This is a genomic window from Pannonibacter carbonis (genome assembly GCF_003012935.1).
Taxonomy (GTDB): Bacteria; Pseudomonadota; Alphaproteobacteria; order Rhizobiales; family Stappiaceae; genus Pannonibacter; species Pannonibacter carbonis.
Genome location: NZ_PUDR01000004.1, coordinates 341,847 through 357,297, shown reverse-complemented (window position 1 = coordinate 357,297; position 15,451 = coordinate 341,847). Strand labels below are relative to the sequence as shown.

Annotated in this window: 13 protein-coding genes; 10 read left to right on the top strand and 3 right to left on the bottom strand. The window is 61.8% G+C overall.

Annotated features, from left to right (window positions below):
- The first annotated feature begins 77 nt into the window (after positions 1-77).
- From rbfA to C8348_RS07990, 6 genes are all read left to right on the top strand, one after another.
- Positions 78-500: a 30S ribosome-binding factor RbfA gene (gene rbfA, locus C8348_RS08015; protein WP_106752773.1), complete on the top strand. Its 423-nt coding sequence runs from the start codon at positions 78-80 to the stop codon at positions 498-500.
- 208 nt (positions 501-708) lie between these two features.
- Positions 709-1,644 (top strand): tRNA pseudouridine(55) synthase TruB, encoded by a 936-nt coding sequence (truB, locus tag C8348_RS08010; protein WP_106752772.1) that lies wholly within the window; start codon positions 709-711, stop codon positions 1,642-1,644.
- A 263-nt stretch (positions 1,645-1,907) separates the two neighbouring features.
- Entirely contained in the window at positions 1,908-2,177 is a 270-nt protein-coding gene (rpsO, locus tag C8348_RS08005) for a 30S ribosomal protein S15 (RefSeq protein ID WP_106752771.1), read from the top strand.
- Positions 2,178-2,448: 271 nt separating this feature from the next.
- Positions 2,449-4,575, top strand: coding sequence for a polyribonucleotide nucleotidyltransferase (pnp, locus tag C8348_RS08000; RefSeq protein WP_106752770.1), 2,127 nt, complete (start codon positions 2,449-2,451; stop codon positions 4,573-4,575).
- Between the two features lie 150 nt (positions 4,576-4,725).
- On the top strand, positions 4,726-5,538 hold the full coding sequence (gene dapB, locus C8348_RS07995; RefSeq protein ID WP_106752769.1) for a 4-hydroxy-tetrahydrodipicolinate reductase: 813 nt from the start codon (positions 4,726-4,728) through the stop codon (positions 5,536-5,538).
- 32 nt (positions 5,539-5,570) lie between these two features.
- Positions 5,571-6,191, top strand: a complete 621-nt coding sequence (locus tag C8348_RS07990) for a 2,3-bisphosphoglycerate-dependent phosphoglycerate mutase (protein ID WP_106752768.1) — start codon at positions 5,571-5,573, stop codon at positions 6,189-6,191.
- Positions 6,192-6,530: 339 nt separating this feature from the next.
- Here the strand turns inward: C8348_RS07990 and C8348_RS07985 are convergent, their stop codons facing one another.
- From C8348_RS07985 to C8348_RS07975, 3 genes are all read right to left on the bottom strand, one after another.
- On the bottom strand, positions 6,531-7,532 hold the full coding sequence (locus C8348_RS07985) for an adenosine kinase (protein WP_106752767.1): 1,002 nt from the start codon (positions 7,530-7,532) through the stop codon (positions 6,531-6,533).
- A 31-nt stretch (positions 7,533-7,563) separates the two neighbouring features.
- The gene (locus C8348_RS07980; protein ID WP_106752766.1) at positions 7,564-8,454 is read right to left on the bottom strand and encodes a prephenate dehydratase; all 891 of its coding nucleotides are present in this window, start codon (positions 8,452-8,454) and stop codon (positions 7,564-7,566) included.
- Between the two features lie 62 nt (positions 8,455-8,516).
- Complete coding sequence (locus C8348_RS07975) at positions 8,517-9,251, bottom strand: 3-deoxy-manno-octulosonate cytidylyltransferase (protein WP_106752765.1); 735 nt, start codon at positions 9,249-9,251, stop codon at positions 8,517-8,519.
- Between the two features lie 199 nt (positions 9,252-9,450).
- Between C8348_RS07975 and C8348_RS07970 the strand changes: the two genes are divergently transcribed.
- The 4 genes from C8348_RS07970 (at position 9,451) to C8348_RS07955 (ending at position 15,443) form a co-directional block, all read left to right on the top strand.
- A complete protein-coding gene (locus C8348_RS07970; protein WP_106752764.1) occupies positions 9,451-9,996 on the top strand; it encodes a c-type cytochrome in 546 nt (181 codons plus the stop codon).
- Positions 9,997-10,150: 154 nt separating this feature from the next.
- Positions 10,151-11,569 (top strand): diguanylate cyclase domain-containing protein, encoded by a 1,419-nt coding sequence (locus tag C8348_RS07965; protein WP_157950404.1) that lies wholly within the window; start codon positions 10,151-10,153, stop codon positions 11,567-11,569.
- A 113-nt stretch (positions 11,570-11,682) separates the two neighbouring features.
- Positions 11,683-13,572: an extracellular solute-binding protein gene (locus tag C8348_RS07960; RefSeq protein WP_106752762.1), complete on the top strand. Its 1,890-nt coding sequence runs from the start codon at positions 11,683-11,685 to the stop codon at positions 13,570-13,572.
- On the top strand, positions 13,569-15,443 hold the full coding sequence (locus C8348_RS07955; RefSeq protein ID WP_106752761.1) for an extracellular solute-binding protein: 1,875 nt from the start codon (positions 13,569-13,571) through the stop codon (positions 15,441-15,443). The genes C8348_RS07960 and C8348_RS07955 overlap by 4 nt, the downstream gene beginning before the upstream one ends.
- The last annotated feature ends 8 nt before the right edge of the window (positions 15,444-15,451 follow it).

The window sequence follows — 15,451 nt, the reverse complement described above, 5'->3', positions numbered from 1 at the left end:
GGCAGACCCGCGCCGGCATCTTCATTTCGCAGCCGCCCCGGCCGATCCCGGCGCCGCTGCCTGACTGGATAGACAACATGGCCAAAAGCATGGGAGAGGGCGCCGGCATGCCCTCGCAACGGCAGTTGCGCGTAGGCGAACTGGTCCGCAAGGAAATGTCGGAAATCTTCAGCCGCGGCCAACTGTCCGATCCGGACCTGGATGGCGTGATCCTGACCATCCCCGAAGTGCGGATGACCCCGGACCTGCGGCTTGCAACATGCCTGGTGATGCCGCTCGGCGGCCAGAACACCGACAAGGTGGTCAAGGCGCTGAACCGCAGCGCGAAGTATTTTCGCGGTCAGGTCTCGCGCAAGCTGACGATGAAATACATGCCGGACCTGCGCTTCATTCTCGACACCCGCTTCGACGATGACGACCGCATCGGCTCGCTGCTGATGCAGCCGGAGGTCAAGCGCGACCTCGATGCCGAAGACACGGCGGACGATCAGGACGACTGATTGTTGCAGCGCCAGCATCTGCGGATGCTGCAGATTGCTGGAAGGCCCTTCCTCGCGTCATCCCGGGCAAGCGCAAGCGCAGATCCGGGACCGGAGTGATAGGGCGATATCGTTGTAAATATTAATTAATTACGACCTTGGCTTACCGGTCCCGGCTCGCGTTGCGCTTGGCCGGGATGACGCCGGGGTGGGGGTAGAGGATTTCTAAATGTCGCGTCCCCAGAAGGTCCGCCGGCCACGCAACCCAATTGATGGGTGGCTGGTGCTGGACAAGCCCTACGGCCTGACCTCGAATGATGCCCTGACCCGCATCAAGCGTCTCCTGCATCCGGAAAAGGTGGGGCATGCCGGCACCCTCGATCCGCGAGCGTCCGGATGCCTGCCGCTTGCTTTCGGCGAGGCAACCAAGACCGTTCCGATGATCATGAACGGGCGCAAGGTGTATCGGTTCGAGGTCACCTGGGGATCCGAAACGGACACGGACGACACGGAAGGTGCCGTGATTGCCACCTCTGACGTGCGACCGGATGCCGATGCCATTGTGGCGGTCCTTGGCGAATTTACCGGCACGATCCTGCAGGTTCCGCCGAAATTCTCCGCGATCAAGGTCGACGGCGCCCGCGCCTATGATCTTGCCCGCGAAGGCGCCGAGGTTGAGCTGGAAGCTCGGCCGATTGATGTTCATCGCCTGACGCTTGTCGAGATGCGCGGCAGCGATCGAAGCGTCTTCGAGGCGGAGTGCGGCAAGGGTACCTATGTCCGGGCACTGGCACGCGATCTGGGGCACCGGCTCGGGACCTGTGGCCACGTGACGGAACTGCGCCGGTTGCTGGTCGGTCCCTTCGGCGAAGCTGACATGGTGACGCTTGCGGAACTGGAAGACGCAGCTGAAGCCGCAGGCGAAGACGTCGAGCCGTTGATGGACTACCTGTTGCCGGTCCGCGAGGCGCTGGCCGATGTTCTGGAGGTGCCTGTCAGCATCGAGGAAGCCGGACGCATCCGCCAGGGCATGGCCGTTCTGCTGCGCGGAAAGTCGGCGCCCCTGGCTTGTGACCTTGCCTTCGCAAGCCACGCCGGAACTCCGGTTGCTCTTGGCAACATCGACAAGGGCCGCTTCCAGCCCTCGCGCATTCTTCACCTTTAGGGAAGGTGACACCGGCCAAAGCAAGAAATAGCTGGTGTTTCCGGCTGGTCTCCGCCATATTCCCGCGCCATCGGGCCCTATTGGCCCCGATACCTGCGCCCGACCTTTGCTGGACGACATCCCGGCCCTGGCTGAACGGCGACAGGATTTGACCCTGGCAAGCGCACTCCCTGTTCTACCGGCTCAAAAAGCAGGAGACAGGATGCTTGCCATCCGACACGGGTCCGGCCTTGCCGGACCCAGAACTTGAAAGGACACATGCGATGTCGATCACTGCTGAGCGCAAGGCTGCGCTGATCAAGGAATACGCCGTACAGGAAGGCGATACCGGTTCCCCGGAAGTGCAGGTCGCAATCCTGACCGAGCGCATCACCAACCTGACCGAACACTTCAAGGGCCATGGCAAGGACAATCACTCCCGCCGCGGTCTGCTGAAGATGGTCGCGCTGCGTCGTTCCCTGCTGGACTACCTGAACCGTAAGGACTCCGGCCGCTACAAGACGCTCATCGAGCGCCTGGGCATCCGCCGCTAATCGGCCTGGTACTGAACGCGGTGGGTGGATTTGCCCGCCGCGTTTGCTTATAGAATGTCTCATGACAGTCATGGGGCAGGATCGCAGGGTGCTGCCGCTTCGTCCGGTTCTCGGCATCCGCAGCGTCCCGCCGTCTTGCCCATGGCTCGTCACCGGTAACCGGTCCATAGGGGGCCGACCGAAACAACCCGCGCGCAGGTGCCGGGACCTGATCCGTTCTCGGATCGGCAGACCAGGCGCCGCGCGGGGACGAAGCTTGCAAGGAACTTACATGTTCAACGTACATCGCGTGGAAGTCGAGTGGGCCGGGCGCCCGCTCGTTCTGGAAACCGGCAAGGTCGCGCGCCAGGCTGATGGCGCCGTCATGGCGACCTATGGCGAGACCAAGGTTCTGGCCACTGTCGTCTCGGCCAAGGAGCCGAAGCCGGGCCAGGACTTCTTCCCGCTGACGGTCAACTATCAGGAAAAGGCTTTCGCGGCTGGCAAGATCCCGGGTGGCTTCTTCAAGCGCGAAGGCCGTCCGAGCGAGCACGAAACGCTGACCTCGCGCCTGATCGATCGTCCGATCCGCCCGCTGTTTGCCGATGGCTACAAGAACGACACCCAGGTGATCGTGACCGTGCTGTCGCATGACATGGAAAACGCCCCGGACATCCTGGCGCTGGTCGCCTCGTCCGCGGCACTGACCCTGTCCGGCGTTCCGTTCATGGGCCCGGTCGGCGGCGCCCGCGTCGGCTACATCAATGGCGAATACGTCCTCAACCCGCTGGTTGACGACATGGCCGAATCCAAGCTGGACCTCATCGTCGCCGGCACCGCCGACGCGGTTCTGATGGTCGAGTCCGAGGCTCAGGAACTGGGCGAAGATGTGATGCTTGGTGCCGTGATGTTCGGTCACCGTGGCTTCCAGCCGGTGATCGACGCGATCATCAAGCTGGCCGAGACCGCAGCCAAGGAACCGCGCCAGCTGTCGCTGCCGGATCACAGCGCGCTTTTTGCCCGCATCAAGGAAATCGCCGCCGAAGACCTGTCGGCTGCCTACAAGATCATCGCCAAGACCGAGCGCAAGAAGGCCGTTGATGCGGCCAAGGCCAAGGTCATCGACGCCGTGATCACCAACGGCGGTGACACCGTTCCGGCTGGCACCGTTGTCGGCGAGCTGTTCAAGAAGGTGGAAGCCGAGATCGTTCGCGGTGCCATCATCGAGACCGGCACCCGTATCGACGGCCGTGACCTGTCCACCGTCCGCCAGATCGTGTCGGAAGTCGGCATCCTGCCGCGCGCCCATGGTTCGGCGCTGTTCACCCGCGGTGAAACCCAGGGTCTCGTCGTTGCCACCCTCGGCACCGGTGAAGACGAGCAGTTCGTGGATGCGCTCGAAGGTACCTACAAGTCGCACTTCATGCTGCACTACAACTTCCCGCCCTACTCGGTCGGTGAAACCGGTCGCATGGGGTCGCCCGGCCGTCGTGAAATCGGTCATGGCAAGCTCGCATGGCGCGCCATCAACCCGATGCTGCCGGCCAAGCACGAGTTCCCCTACACCCTGCGCGTCGTCTCCGAGATCACCGAGTCCAACGGCTCGTCCTCGATGGCAACCGTCTGCGGCACCTCGCTCGCCCTCATGGATGCAGGCGTTCCGCTGAAGTCGCCGGTGGCCGGCATCGCCATGGGCCTGATCAAGGAAGGCGACAAGTTCGCCGTCTTGTCCGACATCCTGGGTGACGAAGATCACCTCGGCGACATGGACTTCAAGGTTGCCGGCACCGCTGACGGCATCACCGCGCTGCAGATGGACATCAAGATTGATGGCATCACCGAGGAGATCATGCAGGTTGCGCTGGCCCAGGCCCGCGCCGGCCGCATCCACATCCTTGGCGAGATGGCCAACGCGATCACTGAAGCCCGTTCGGAACTCGGCGAACATGCACCTCGCATCGAAGTGCTGAAGATCCCGGTCGACAAGATCCGTGAAGTGATCGGTTCGGGCGGCAAGGTCATCCGCGAGATCGTGGAAAAGACCGGCGCCAAGATCAACATCGAGGACGATGGCACCGTCAAGGTTGCCTCCTCCGACGGCAAGGCGATCAAGGCTGCGATCAACTGGATCAACTCCATCGCTGCCGAGCCGGAAATCGGCATGATCTACGAAGGCACGGTTGTTAAGTGCGTCGAATTCGGCGCTTTCGTGAACTTCTTCGGTGCCAAGGACGGCCTCGTCCACATCTCGCAACTTGCTCCGAAGAAGGTGGCCAAGGTCACCGACGTCGTGAAGGAAGGCGAGAAGGTCTGGGTCAAGCTGATGGGCTTTGATGAGCGCGGCAAGGTTCGCCTGTCGATGAAGGTCGTCGATCAGGAGACCGGTAAGGAACTCGAGCGTGAGAAGGAAGAGGACTGATCCTCTCCCGTCTGCGACGAACGAGATCAGGCCGGGGCATGCGCCCCGGCCTTTTCTTTATGGTCGAGCTGACGATCAGGAGCCTAGTTGACCTTTCGCCGTGCCGTGCTGCCTGTTATATCCGGCGATGATTCAACAGCGGGGTATCCCATGAGTGAGATGCGTCTTGTCGTGGTCGGAGCTGCCGGTCGCATGGGCCAGGCTCTCGTGCGCGCCATTTCGGCAATGGAGGGCGTGACCTTGAGCGCCGCCATCGAGCGCGAAGGAGCATCCGCTCTCGGCAAAGACGCTGGCGAACTTGCAGGCGTCGGTCACCTCGGCATTCCGGTCACTGACGATCCGCTGACGGCCTTTGCCGCGTCCGAGGGGGTTCTCGACTTCACGGCGCCCAAGGCAAGCTTGATGTTTGCCGAACTCGCCGCCCAGGCGCGCATCGTGCATGTCATCGGCACCACCGGCTGGGTGGACAGCGAGTTGCCGCCCCTGAAGGCCGCCGCACGTCATGCGCGCCTGGTCAAGTCCGGGAACATGAGCCTCGGCGTGAACCTGCTGGCCGCGATGGTCAGGAAGGCAGCCGCTGCCCTTGGTCCCGACTTTGATCTCGAGATTGTCGAGATGCACCACCGGCACAAGGTGGATGCGCCATCGGGCACTGCCTTGCTTCTGGGTGAGGCCGCAGCCGCTGGCCGGGGACTGAACCTCACCGACCATTCCGTGCGCGTCCGTGATGGCCATACAGGGCCTCGCCCCGTCGGTGACATTGGTTTTGCCACATTGCGCGGCGGTTCGGTCATTGGCGATCACACGGTGATCCTGGCTGGCGAGGGCGAGCGGGTGGAACTGAGCCACAAGGCGGAGGACCGCCAGATATTCGCGCGCGGCGCCGTCAAGGCAGCCCTTTGGGCCCGCGACAAGAAGCCCGGACTTTACTCCATGGCCGACGTGCTCGGCCTGAACGACTGAAACCTGCCAAAGCCTTGCGAGGAGAACGGCATATGGAACGTCTCTTGGTGCTCGTCCGTCATGGCCAGAGCGAATGGAACCTGAAGAACCTGTTCACCGGCTGGAAGGATCCCGACCTGACCGAGCTTGGCGTCAGCGAGGCCAAAGCGGCCGGCGTCAAGCTGCGGGATATGAAGCTGCAGTTCGACATGGCCTATACCTCGGTCCTGACCCGTGCCCAGCACACACTGGCGCTGATGCTTGCCGAACTTGGTCAGGAGGACCTGGAGACGGTACGGGACCAGGCCCTCAACGAGCGTGACTACGGTGACATCACCGGCATGGACAAGGATGAGGCCCGCGCGAAGTTCGGCGACGAGCAGGTGCATATCTGGCGCCGGTCCTTCGACATTCCTCCTCCGGGCGGTGAAAGCCTGAAAATGACCGCTGAGCGCGTGCTGCCTTATTACCGTGCCGAGATCCTGCCCCGCGTTCTGGAAGGCAAGCGCATCATCGTCGCGGCCCACGGCAATTCGCTGCGCTCGCTGATCATGGATCTGGAGAAGCTGACACCGGACGAGATCGTTGCCCGGGAACTGGCCACCGGTGCACCGCTTGTCTATCGTCTTGATGAAGACGGCAATGTCGTCAGCGTCGAAGATCTGGCCGACTGAGCTGGCTTCAGAACTTCGGATAAAGAGGCGCCCGGTGGGCGCCTTTTTTGTTGGTTGCGGACGTCTCGGTGCCGTTCTGTGCGTCAACGTGGCTCTCGGTTGTCACCCCGGCCGAGCAACGCGAGAGCCGGGGCCCACTCGTTTCCAGAGCAGTCCGGTTGAGGCAAGGAACGGGGGGCAATAGGGGTGCGGCACGACAGGTGCGCCGAAACTGTCGCTCTGCGAATGAGTAGGCCCCGGGTCTCCGCTTCGCTGCGCCCGGGGTGACATCAACACGTGGGGCATATGAAGAAGGCGCCCGGTGGGCGCCTTCTGGTCAGTGTTGCGTGGCCGTGTATCTCAGACCGGGAAGCCGGACTGCGCTGCAACGGCCTTCAATGGACGCTCCGGGCGGGCGCCGACATGGGTGATGACGGTGGAGGCGCAGAGGCAGCCGAGTTCGGTCGAGGTCTTCAGGTCGAAATCGCGGGCGAGGCCGAACAGGAAGCCGGAGGCGAACAGGTCGCCGGCTCCGGTCAGGTCGACCACTTCGGAGACCTTCAGCGCCGGGGCATGCACGGTTTCCTCGCGGGTGATGGCCATCGCGCCGTTGCTGCCAAGGGTCAGCGCCGTCAGCTTGCAGGTCTCGCGGGCGGCGGCAATGGCCGTGTCGAGATCAGCCGTCTGGTAGAGCGACTTCAGCTCGTGCTCGTTGGCGAACATCAGGTCGACGACGCCATCGCGCAGAAGGCCCTGGAACTCGTCGCGGTAGCGGTCAACGCAGAAGGCGTCGGACAGGGTCAGGCCGACCTTGCGGCCGTTCTCATGCGCGATCTTGGCCGCCTCCAGGAACGCCAGCTTGGCGGCCGGGGGATCCCACAGGTAGCCTTCCATGTAGGTGACCGCAGACGCGGCCACGACAGCCGGGTCGACGTCCTTCGGGCTCAGCTCGACGCAGGCGCCGAGATAGGTGTTCATGGTCCGCTCGCCATCCGGCGTGATCAGGATCATGGAGCGCGCGGTCGGGGCACCGCCCACCAGCGGATCGGTGTTGAAATAGACGCCGGTGCCCTTCATGTCATGGGCATAGCTGTCGCCCAGTTCGTCCCGGGCGACCTTGCCGAGATAGGCCGGCTTGCCACCGAGCGAGGCAATGCCTGCGGCCGTGTTGCCGGCGCTGCCGCCGGAGATGCGCACGGTCTGGCCCATCTTGTCGTAGAGACGCAGCGCCTCGCCGGTGTCGATGAGGCGCATGGAAGCCTTCACGAGGTTCTCGGCGACGAGGAAATCGTCCTCGACATGCGCGAACACATCGCAGATGGCATTGCCGATGCACAGGGCATCGTAGGTCACATTCGTCATTTGGCCTGCCTTGTGGTGTCTGGCGGGAAACTTACTGTGCGGAGTTCGGGCGCAGGGCGCGGTTGGCTTCCGGCTCGCGGATCTTTTCGCGGAACGGATTGGCCCGGTAGACGCCGAGGATCTTCAGCTCGGCGCAGAAGAAGGCGAGTTCTTCCAGCGCCAGCGCGACGTTCTTGTCGTCCGGGTGGCCTTCGATGTCGGCATAGAACATGGAGGCGAAGAACTGGCCTTCGAGCTGGTAGGATTCCAGCTTGGTCATGTTGACGCTGTTGGTGGCAAAGCCGCCAAGAGCCTTGTAGAGCGCTGCCGGAACGTTGCGCACGCGGAAGATGAAGGTGGTGATGATCGGCTGGCCGCTGTAGGCCGCCCGCGCCGGCTCGCGCGACAGGATCAGGAAGCGGGTGGTGTTGTGTTCCGCGTCCTCGACATTGCGCTTCAGGATATCAAGGCCATAGACCTCGGCAGCCATCTCCGGCGCAAGGGCTGCGGCGGTGAGATCGCCCAGCTCCGCGATCTGACGGGCGGAGCCGGCCGTGTCCGCGCCGACGATGGCCTTGAGGCCGAGGTCACGGATGATGTTGCGGCACTGGCCAAGCGCCATGACGTGGCTCTGGACGCTTTTCAGGGTCTCGATCCGCGCCCCCTTCGGGGCCATCAGCTGGAAGCGGATCGGCATGAAATATTCGCCGATGATGTGCAGGTTCGAGCGCGGTAGCAGGTGGTGGATGTCGGCGACGCGGCCGGCAATCGAGTTCTCGACCGGGATCATGCCGAAATCGGCTTCGCCCGATTCCATGGCGGCAAAGCAGTCCTCGAAGGTCGCGCAGGGCACGGCCACGTAATCCGGATAGACACTGCGGCAGGCCATGTGCGAATTCGCACCGGTTTCGCCCTGGAACACGATCTTCTTGCGGTCAGACATCAGCGTGGAAGCTTTCTTTCATCTCGGTCGGGGAGTGATGACATGTGAAGGTTACGGCCTTGTCAAAGCCCCGCAAGGGCCTTGCGGGCGCGTTCGAGGTCCTGCGGCGTATTGACATCCATCGGCGCGCTGTCGACCAGGCTGACGTCGATCCGCATGCCGGCTTCCAGAGCGCGCAGCTGCTCCAGCTTTTCGCGCTGCTCAAGCGGCGACGGCGGCAGGGAGACAAACCGGTCGAGCGCGCTGCGGCGATAGGCGTAGACGCCAATGTGCTGGAACAGCGGGCCAGGACCGGTGGGGGCCGTGGCGCGGGTGAAATACAGCGCCCGATAGCGCGCCCCGGCAATGGCCGTGACGACCGCCTTGACGAAGCTGGGATCCTGCCGGTCTTCCTCGGTGCGGATTTCCGTCATGATGGTGCCGATCTGCACCTCGGGATCTGCAAGCGGCGCGAAGGCGGCGCGGATGGCTGCCGGCTCGATCAGGGGGACATCACCCTGCAGATTGAGAATCACGTCGTGCCGGCGGTCAGGGTCCATCAGGGATGCCGCTTCGTGGATCCGGTCCGAGCCGGACTCATGATCTGTCCGGGTCAGGACGGCCTGGCCGCCATGATCGCTGACAGCCTCGAGGATGCGCTGATCATCACAGGCCACAACCACCGGGCCTATGTCGGCGGCCAGCGCCTGCTCCAGAACGCGGACAATCATCGGTTTGCCGGCAATGTCAGCAAGTGGTTTCTGGGGCAAACGGGTTGCCGCCATTCGGGAGGGAATAACTACAAGTGCGGATGTCACGACCGGCTCCGGGGCGCTCTGGACGGCATCAGGGCGAAAAAGCGTCGCCTGATAACGAATTCAGTGTGCCGCGACTTTTATACCTATGGACAGCGGCGTCAAAAAATTTGTAGGTTCCAGCCAAATTTGATGAAGGCAGATTGTGGCTCGCTCCGGAGAGGGTGCGGGCCATGGGCGCGTTAATCTGGAGCCTTACCGAATGGATTCCTTTGAGCTGAACAAGGCCGCGGGTGCGGTTTTGATGGTGCTGCTGCTGACGATGGGTGTGGGGATCGTCTCTGACGTCATCTTCACGCCGACCATACCGAACCAGCCGGGATACGAGATCGTGGTGGAAAGCGCCGAGAGCGATGCATCGACGGTTGAGGCTGTGCCGGAAACCGTTCCGCTGTCTGAGCGTCTTGTTGCAGCCACCGTTGCCGGTGGCGAGAAAGCTGCCAAGAAGTGCGCGGCCTGCCATTCCTTCGACAAGGGTGGTGCCAACAAGGTTGGTCCGAATCTTTGGGGCATCGTTGACCGCAAGCCGGCTTCGCACGAAGGGTTCTCCTATTCTGCGGCGATGGTCGCTTTTGGCGAAAGCAATCCGGCGTGGACGCTTGAACAGCTCTACGCTTTCCTGCAGAACCCGAAGGCGCATGTTCCAGGCACCTCGATGGGTTTCGCCGGACTTAAGAAGAGCGAAGAACGCGCTGACATGATTGTTTACATGAACAGCATGTCTGACAGCCCGGTTCCGCTGCAGTAATAACGACCTGGCGAAATCGGTTTCACTGAACCGCGCCTCTCGGGGCGCGGTTTTTCGTTGTTTGAACGACCGCAACAATCCTCTTTTTACGAAGCTGTCCTATGGTCAGGTTTGGGTGCGGGCCAATGGAGGTCAGCACAGGGAAGGGATCGCAGTGCTTCGCACGCTCAACCTGCTCAAGCGACGCAATGGATTCTGGCAGGCTCTGGTCACGGCGATCGTCGTTCTAGGTGTCGGGCTGGCGATGACGACCTATGTCGGCGGCCTTATCCGGGATGCAAATGTCGACCGGCACAAGGCAGCTGCTGTCTCGGTGTTGTCCGAGGCAAGGGCGCGGCTCTTGGGCGCCATAGGCCGCTCGGTGTCCCTGGGCACAGGCCTGATGAATTATGTCGTCATCAATCCACGTCTCGGTGACTTGCAGTTCCGCCGCTACAGCGCGGAAATGATGGCGTTGGACAAGGGCATTCGTTCGGTTGCGCTGGCCCCCGACAATGTACTGCGCTTCGTGCATCCACTGCAGGGCAATGAAAAGGCGATTGGCCTTAACTACGCAAACAATCGAGAGCAATGGCCAGGCATCCGCAAGGCAATGGAATCCCGCTCCGTCGTGCTGGTCGGGCCGGTGGACCTTGTCCAGGGCGGTCGCGCGATCATTGCCCGGATACCGATATTCGTACCGGCCTTTGCCGGCGCAGGAGAGAGCGCCAGAGCCTATTGGGGCGTCGGCTCCGTCGTCTTCGATGAGGAGGCAATGCTGGCTGCAGCAGACCTGAAGCCGGTGATGCTGGGCTATGACATTGCACTGCAGGTTCCAGCCAGCGGTGAGCGGGATGCTTCCGTCATTCTGGGCGATCTTGCTGTGTTCGATGCTGATGCAGCACGGCTGGATGTCGAGCTTCCCGGTGCGACCAGATGGCAGTTGGCTGCTTTTCCGCAAGGCGGCTGGATGCAGATGTCGAAGGAGCTGTGGTTGGCCCTGATCGCCGGCTATGGTGCAACCTTCATTGTTGCCGGCATGGGATTTCTGGTGGTGTTCGAAATGGTGCGTGCGCGCCAGCTTGCGCATCATGACCCGCTGACGGGCTTGCCCAACCGCCGCCTTCTGGAAGACCGGATGGAACAACTGGCGAGCCTGAGCGACCGGTCAGGTCTCGGCTTTCAGGTGTTCTTCGTCGATCTCAATGCATTCAAGCCGATCAATGACCAGCATGGCCACGCTATCGGGGACCAGATGCTGGTCGAAATTGGCCAAAGACTGAGGGCCATGACACGGCGCGCCGATACAGTGGCGCGGATTGGCGGAGACGAATTCGTGGTGCTGACACCGGGTATCATGTCGCAGGCCGATGTGACCTTGTTCAGCCGGCGCCTGGCCGCAACCGTCAGTGAGCCAATGCACCTCGGGACTATAACGGTTACCGTCCGAGCCAGTGTCGGCATCGCATCCTATCCGGAAGATGCCAAGACGATCCTCGAGTTGCTGGAACTTGCCGATACCCGCATGTATGCGCAGAAGAAGGAGCGCTTCAACGCCCTGTTTCCGGGCGTTCGGGCAGCCAGCGGATCTTAAATTTCTGTTATCTTGACATTTCTCCGGTGACGGAGCGGCCAGCTGACACTTACACTCTGTTTCAGGTGAACAGAGTCGTTCGTCGGCTCCGCTCTTGCATCGGGAGACAGATAATGACCGCAGGCCCGAAGGCCCCCAGACCCGTCTTTCTTGCCCTTGCCGCCAGTCTTTTCCTTGCCCTGCCCGTTGTTGCCCTGCCTGGGCTTGTGCGGGCCCAAACCGCCGAGCCCGCCTGGCATCACGCGACCGCTCTCGCAGGTACGCCGAAGTATGGACCTGATGCGAAACACTTCGATTATGTGAACCCGGATGCGCCAAAGGGCGGCATCGTCCGCCTGTCCGACACTGGCGGCTTCGATACGTTCAACCCGATCCTGCCGAAGGGCAATTCCGCGCGCGGGCTAGGTCTGATGTATGACAGCCTGATGGAAACGGCGCTCGACGAGGTCGACATCAGCGCCTCCTATGGCGTCATCGCCGACGCCATGCGTTATCCGGATGATTACTCCTGGGTTGAGTACCGGATCAATCCGAAGGCGCGCTGGCACGATGGCAAGCCGATCACCGCAGCCGATGTGGTCTGGTCGTTCCAGAAGGCCATCGAACTCAGCCCGCCGCAGAAATTCTATTACAAGAACGTCGTCAAGGCGGAGGAACTGCCCGGCGGCATCGTCCGCTTCGAGTTCGACACCAAGGGCAACCGGGAGCTGCCGCATATCGTCAGCCAGGTGCTGGTGCTGCCGCAGCACTGGTGGGAAGGCGTGGATGCCAAGGGCGAAAAGCGCGACATCGGGCGCGGCACGCTGGAGCCGCCGCTGGGGTCCGGGCCCTACAAGATCAAGTCCTTCGTGGCCAATCGCGACATTGTCTACGAGCGGGTGAAGGACTACTGGGGTGAAACCCTGCCGATCCGGGTCGGCACCAACAATTTTGATGAAGTTCGCTATGCGGTGTTCCTGGATCAGGCCGTGGAACTGGAGGCTTTCAAGGGCGACCAGTACGACTTTCGTGAGGAGCGGAGCGCCAGTCAGTGGTCAAAAGCCTATGATTTCCCGGCAGTGCGGGATGGACGCGTCGTGAAGGAGGAGTTCGTCGACAAGGGCTCCGGTCGGATGCAGGCCTATGTCCCGAACCTGCGCCGGGAGAAGTTCCAGGATCCACGCGTCCGGCAGGCGCTTAACTACGCCTATGATTTCGAGACCACGAACGAGATCGTATCTGCAAACCTGTTGAAGCGGATCGGTTCCTATTTCGCCGGTACAGACCTTGGTGCAACCGGACTGCCTGAGGGTTTGGAGCTGGAAATTCTGGAAAGTCTTCGAGGTGAAATCCCGGATGAGGTCTTCACGACAGAGTACAAGAACCCTGTTGGCGGCAACCCGCAGAATGTGCGGACCAACCTGAGGGAAGCGGTGAAACTGCTGACAGCCGCCGGCTACAAGCTGGACGGAGGGCGTCTGATCGACCCCAAGTCTGGTGAGCAATTCACCATCGAGATGCTCTATTTTGACAAGAGCGCCGAACGGAACCTGCTGCCCTATTCCAAGAATCTGGAAAGCATAGGCATCAGGACGATCCTGCGCATTGTCGACCAGCCGCAATATATCAACCGGATCAACACGCGTGACTTTGACATGGCGACGCTGGTCTGGGGCCAATCATTGTCGCCGGGCAACGAGCAGCGCGATTTTTGGGGTTCGGAAGCTGCTGACCGCGAGCAGTCGCGCAATTATGCCGGCATCAAGAACCCGGCAATCGACAAGCTGATTGACCGCGTTGTCTTTGCCAAGGATCGCGAGGAACTGCTGGCGGCAACCAAGGCGCTCGACCGGGTGCTACTCTGGAACCACTACGTGGTGCCGCAGTTCTATTCGGACATGGACCGCACGGTGCGCTGGAACCGTTTCGGTCATCCCAAGACAATGCCTGAGTTCACTTACGCTTTCCCCACCATCTGGTGGTACGACGAAGCGCTGGCGGCCAAGACGGGAGCGATCAAATGACAGATGTGACCGGCGTCTCGCGCCGCTCTGTACTTCAGCTGTCTGCCGCCGCGGCCGCAAGCTTGACGCTGCCATTTGGCGGCTTTGCCGGGGCGCAGCCGGCGTTGAAGCAAGGCCTGTCGGTATTTGGAGAGTTGAAGTATGGCCCCGGCTTCGAGGCCTTCGACTATGTGCGCAAGGATGCGCCGAAGGGCGGGAGGATCGCCTTTTCCGCGCCAAGCTGGGTGTTCAATCAGAACCCTCAAACCTTCAATACCTTCAACACTTTCGTACTGAAGGGCGATGCCCCGCCGCGCATGGAACGCTGCTTCGATACGCTGATGGTTCGGGCGCTGGACGAGCCGGATGCCATCTACGGTCTTGTCGCCTCCGGCGTCGAGATTTCTGCCGACGGCAACAGCTACATCTTCCATCTGCGCCCGGAGGCGAGGTTCCATGATGGTTCGAAGCTGACGGCCGAAGATGTCGCGTTTTCCTTAAACCTGCTGAAGGCGTCCGGTCATCCGCAGATCAGCCAGTCGATCCAGGAGTTCACCGAGGCCAAGGCGCTCGATGACGCGCGGGTCGAGGTTGTTTTCTCGGGCAAGCAGACGCGGCAGCTGCCGCTGATCGTCGCCACTCTGCCGATCTTTTCCAAGCGCTACTACAGCGCCTACGACTTCACCCAGTCGACGTTGACGCCGCCACTGTCCTCTGGCCCCTACAAGGTGGGCGCGCATGAGGTGGGCCGATTTGTCGAGTTCCACAGGGTTGCCGATTGGTGGGCCAAGGACCTGCCGGTAGCAGTCGGTCAGAACAACTTCGACATCATTCGCGTTGAGTTTTTCCGCGAACGGCAGGTGACCTTTGAAGCCTTCAAGAAAGGATTGCTGACCTATCAGGAGGAGTTCTCGTCCAAGACCTGGAGTACGGAATACACCTTCCCCGCTGTCACCGAAGGCAAGGTCTTGAAGGCGGAGTTTCCTGACAATCGGCCAAGTGGGGCACAGGGCTGGTTCTTCAACACACGCTTGCCGAAGTTCGCCGATGCACGGGTGCGCCGCGCCCTGGCCTTTGCGTTTGATTTCGAGTGGTCGAACCAGAACCTGTTCTACGGCATGTATAGCCGTACCCAATCGTTCTTCCAGAACTCCGACATGATGGCAACCGGGCTGCCGGATGCGGACGAACTGGCGCTGCTGGAACCCTACCGGGACCGGTTGCCGGTGGAGGTCTTTGGCGAACCGATCCTGGCACCTGCCTCGGACGGGTCGGGTAATGACCGCAACCTGCTTCGGCAGGCCTCCGAGCTGCTCGCCGAAGCTGGCCTGACACGCAAGGACGGGATTCTGCTGGGGCTCGATGGTAAGCCCTTCACCATCGAGTTCCTGGACTCCTCCTCCGCGTTTGACCGCGTGGTGCAGCCCTATATCGCCAATCTGAAACGGCTTGGCATTGCAGCAACCTTCCGCGTCGTCGATCCGGCGCAATATCAGACGCGCGAGAATGACTACGACTTCGAAGTTACAGGCCGGCGTTATTCCCTGTCGGCAACGCTCAGCGACAGCACCCGCGACATGTGGGGCAGCAAGGCTGCTGACAGGCCGGGCAGCTACAACCTCGCCGGAATCAAGGATCCGGTGGTCGATGCCTTGCTTGAAAAGGCGCTTGCAGCCGGTACACGCAAGGAGATGGTGACAGCCGCCCGGGCGCTGGACCGGGTTTTGCGCTCGGGCCACTACTGGGTGCCCCAGTGGAACAAGCCCTATCACTCGGTAGCCATCTGGGATGTCTTCGGTTATCCGGATGAACCGCCATTCTACGATTTTCCGGTTGAAACCACCTGGTGGTTTGACAAGGACAAGGCCGCGAAGATCGGCATCGCGGGCTGATCGCTTCC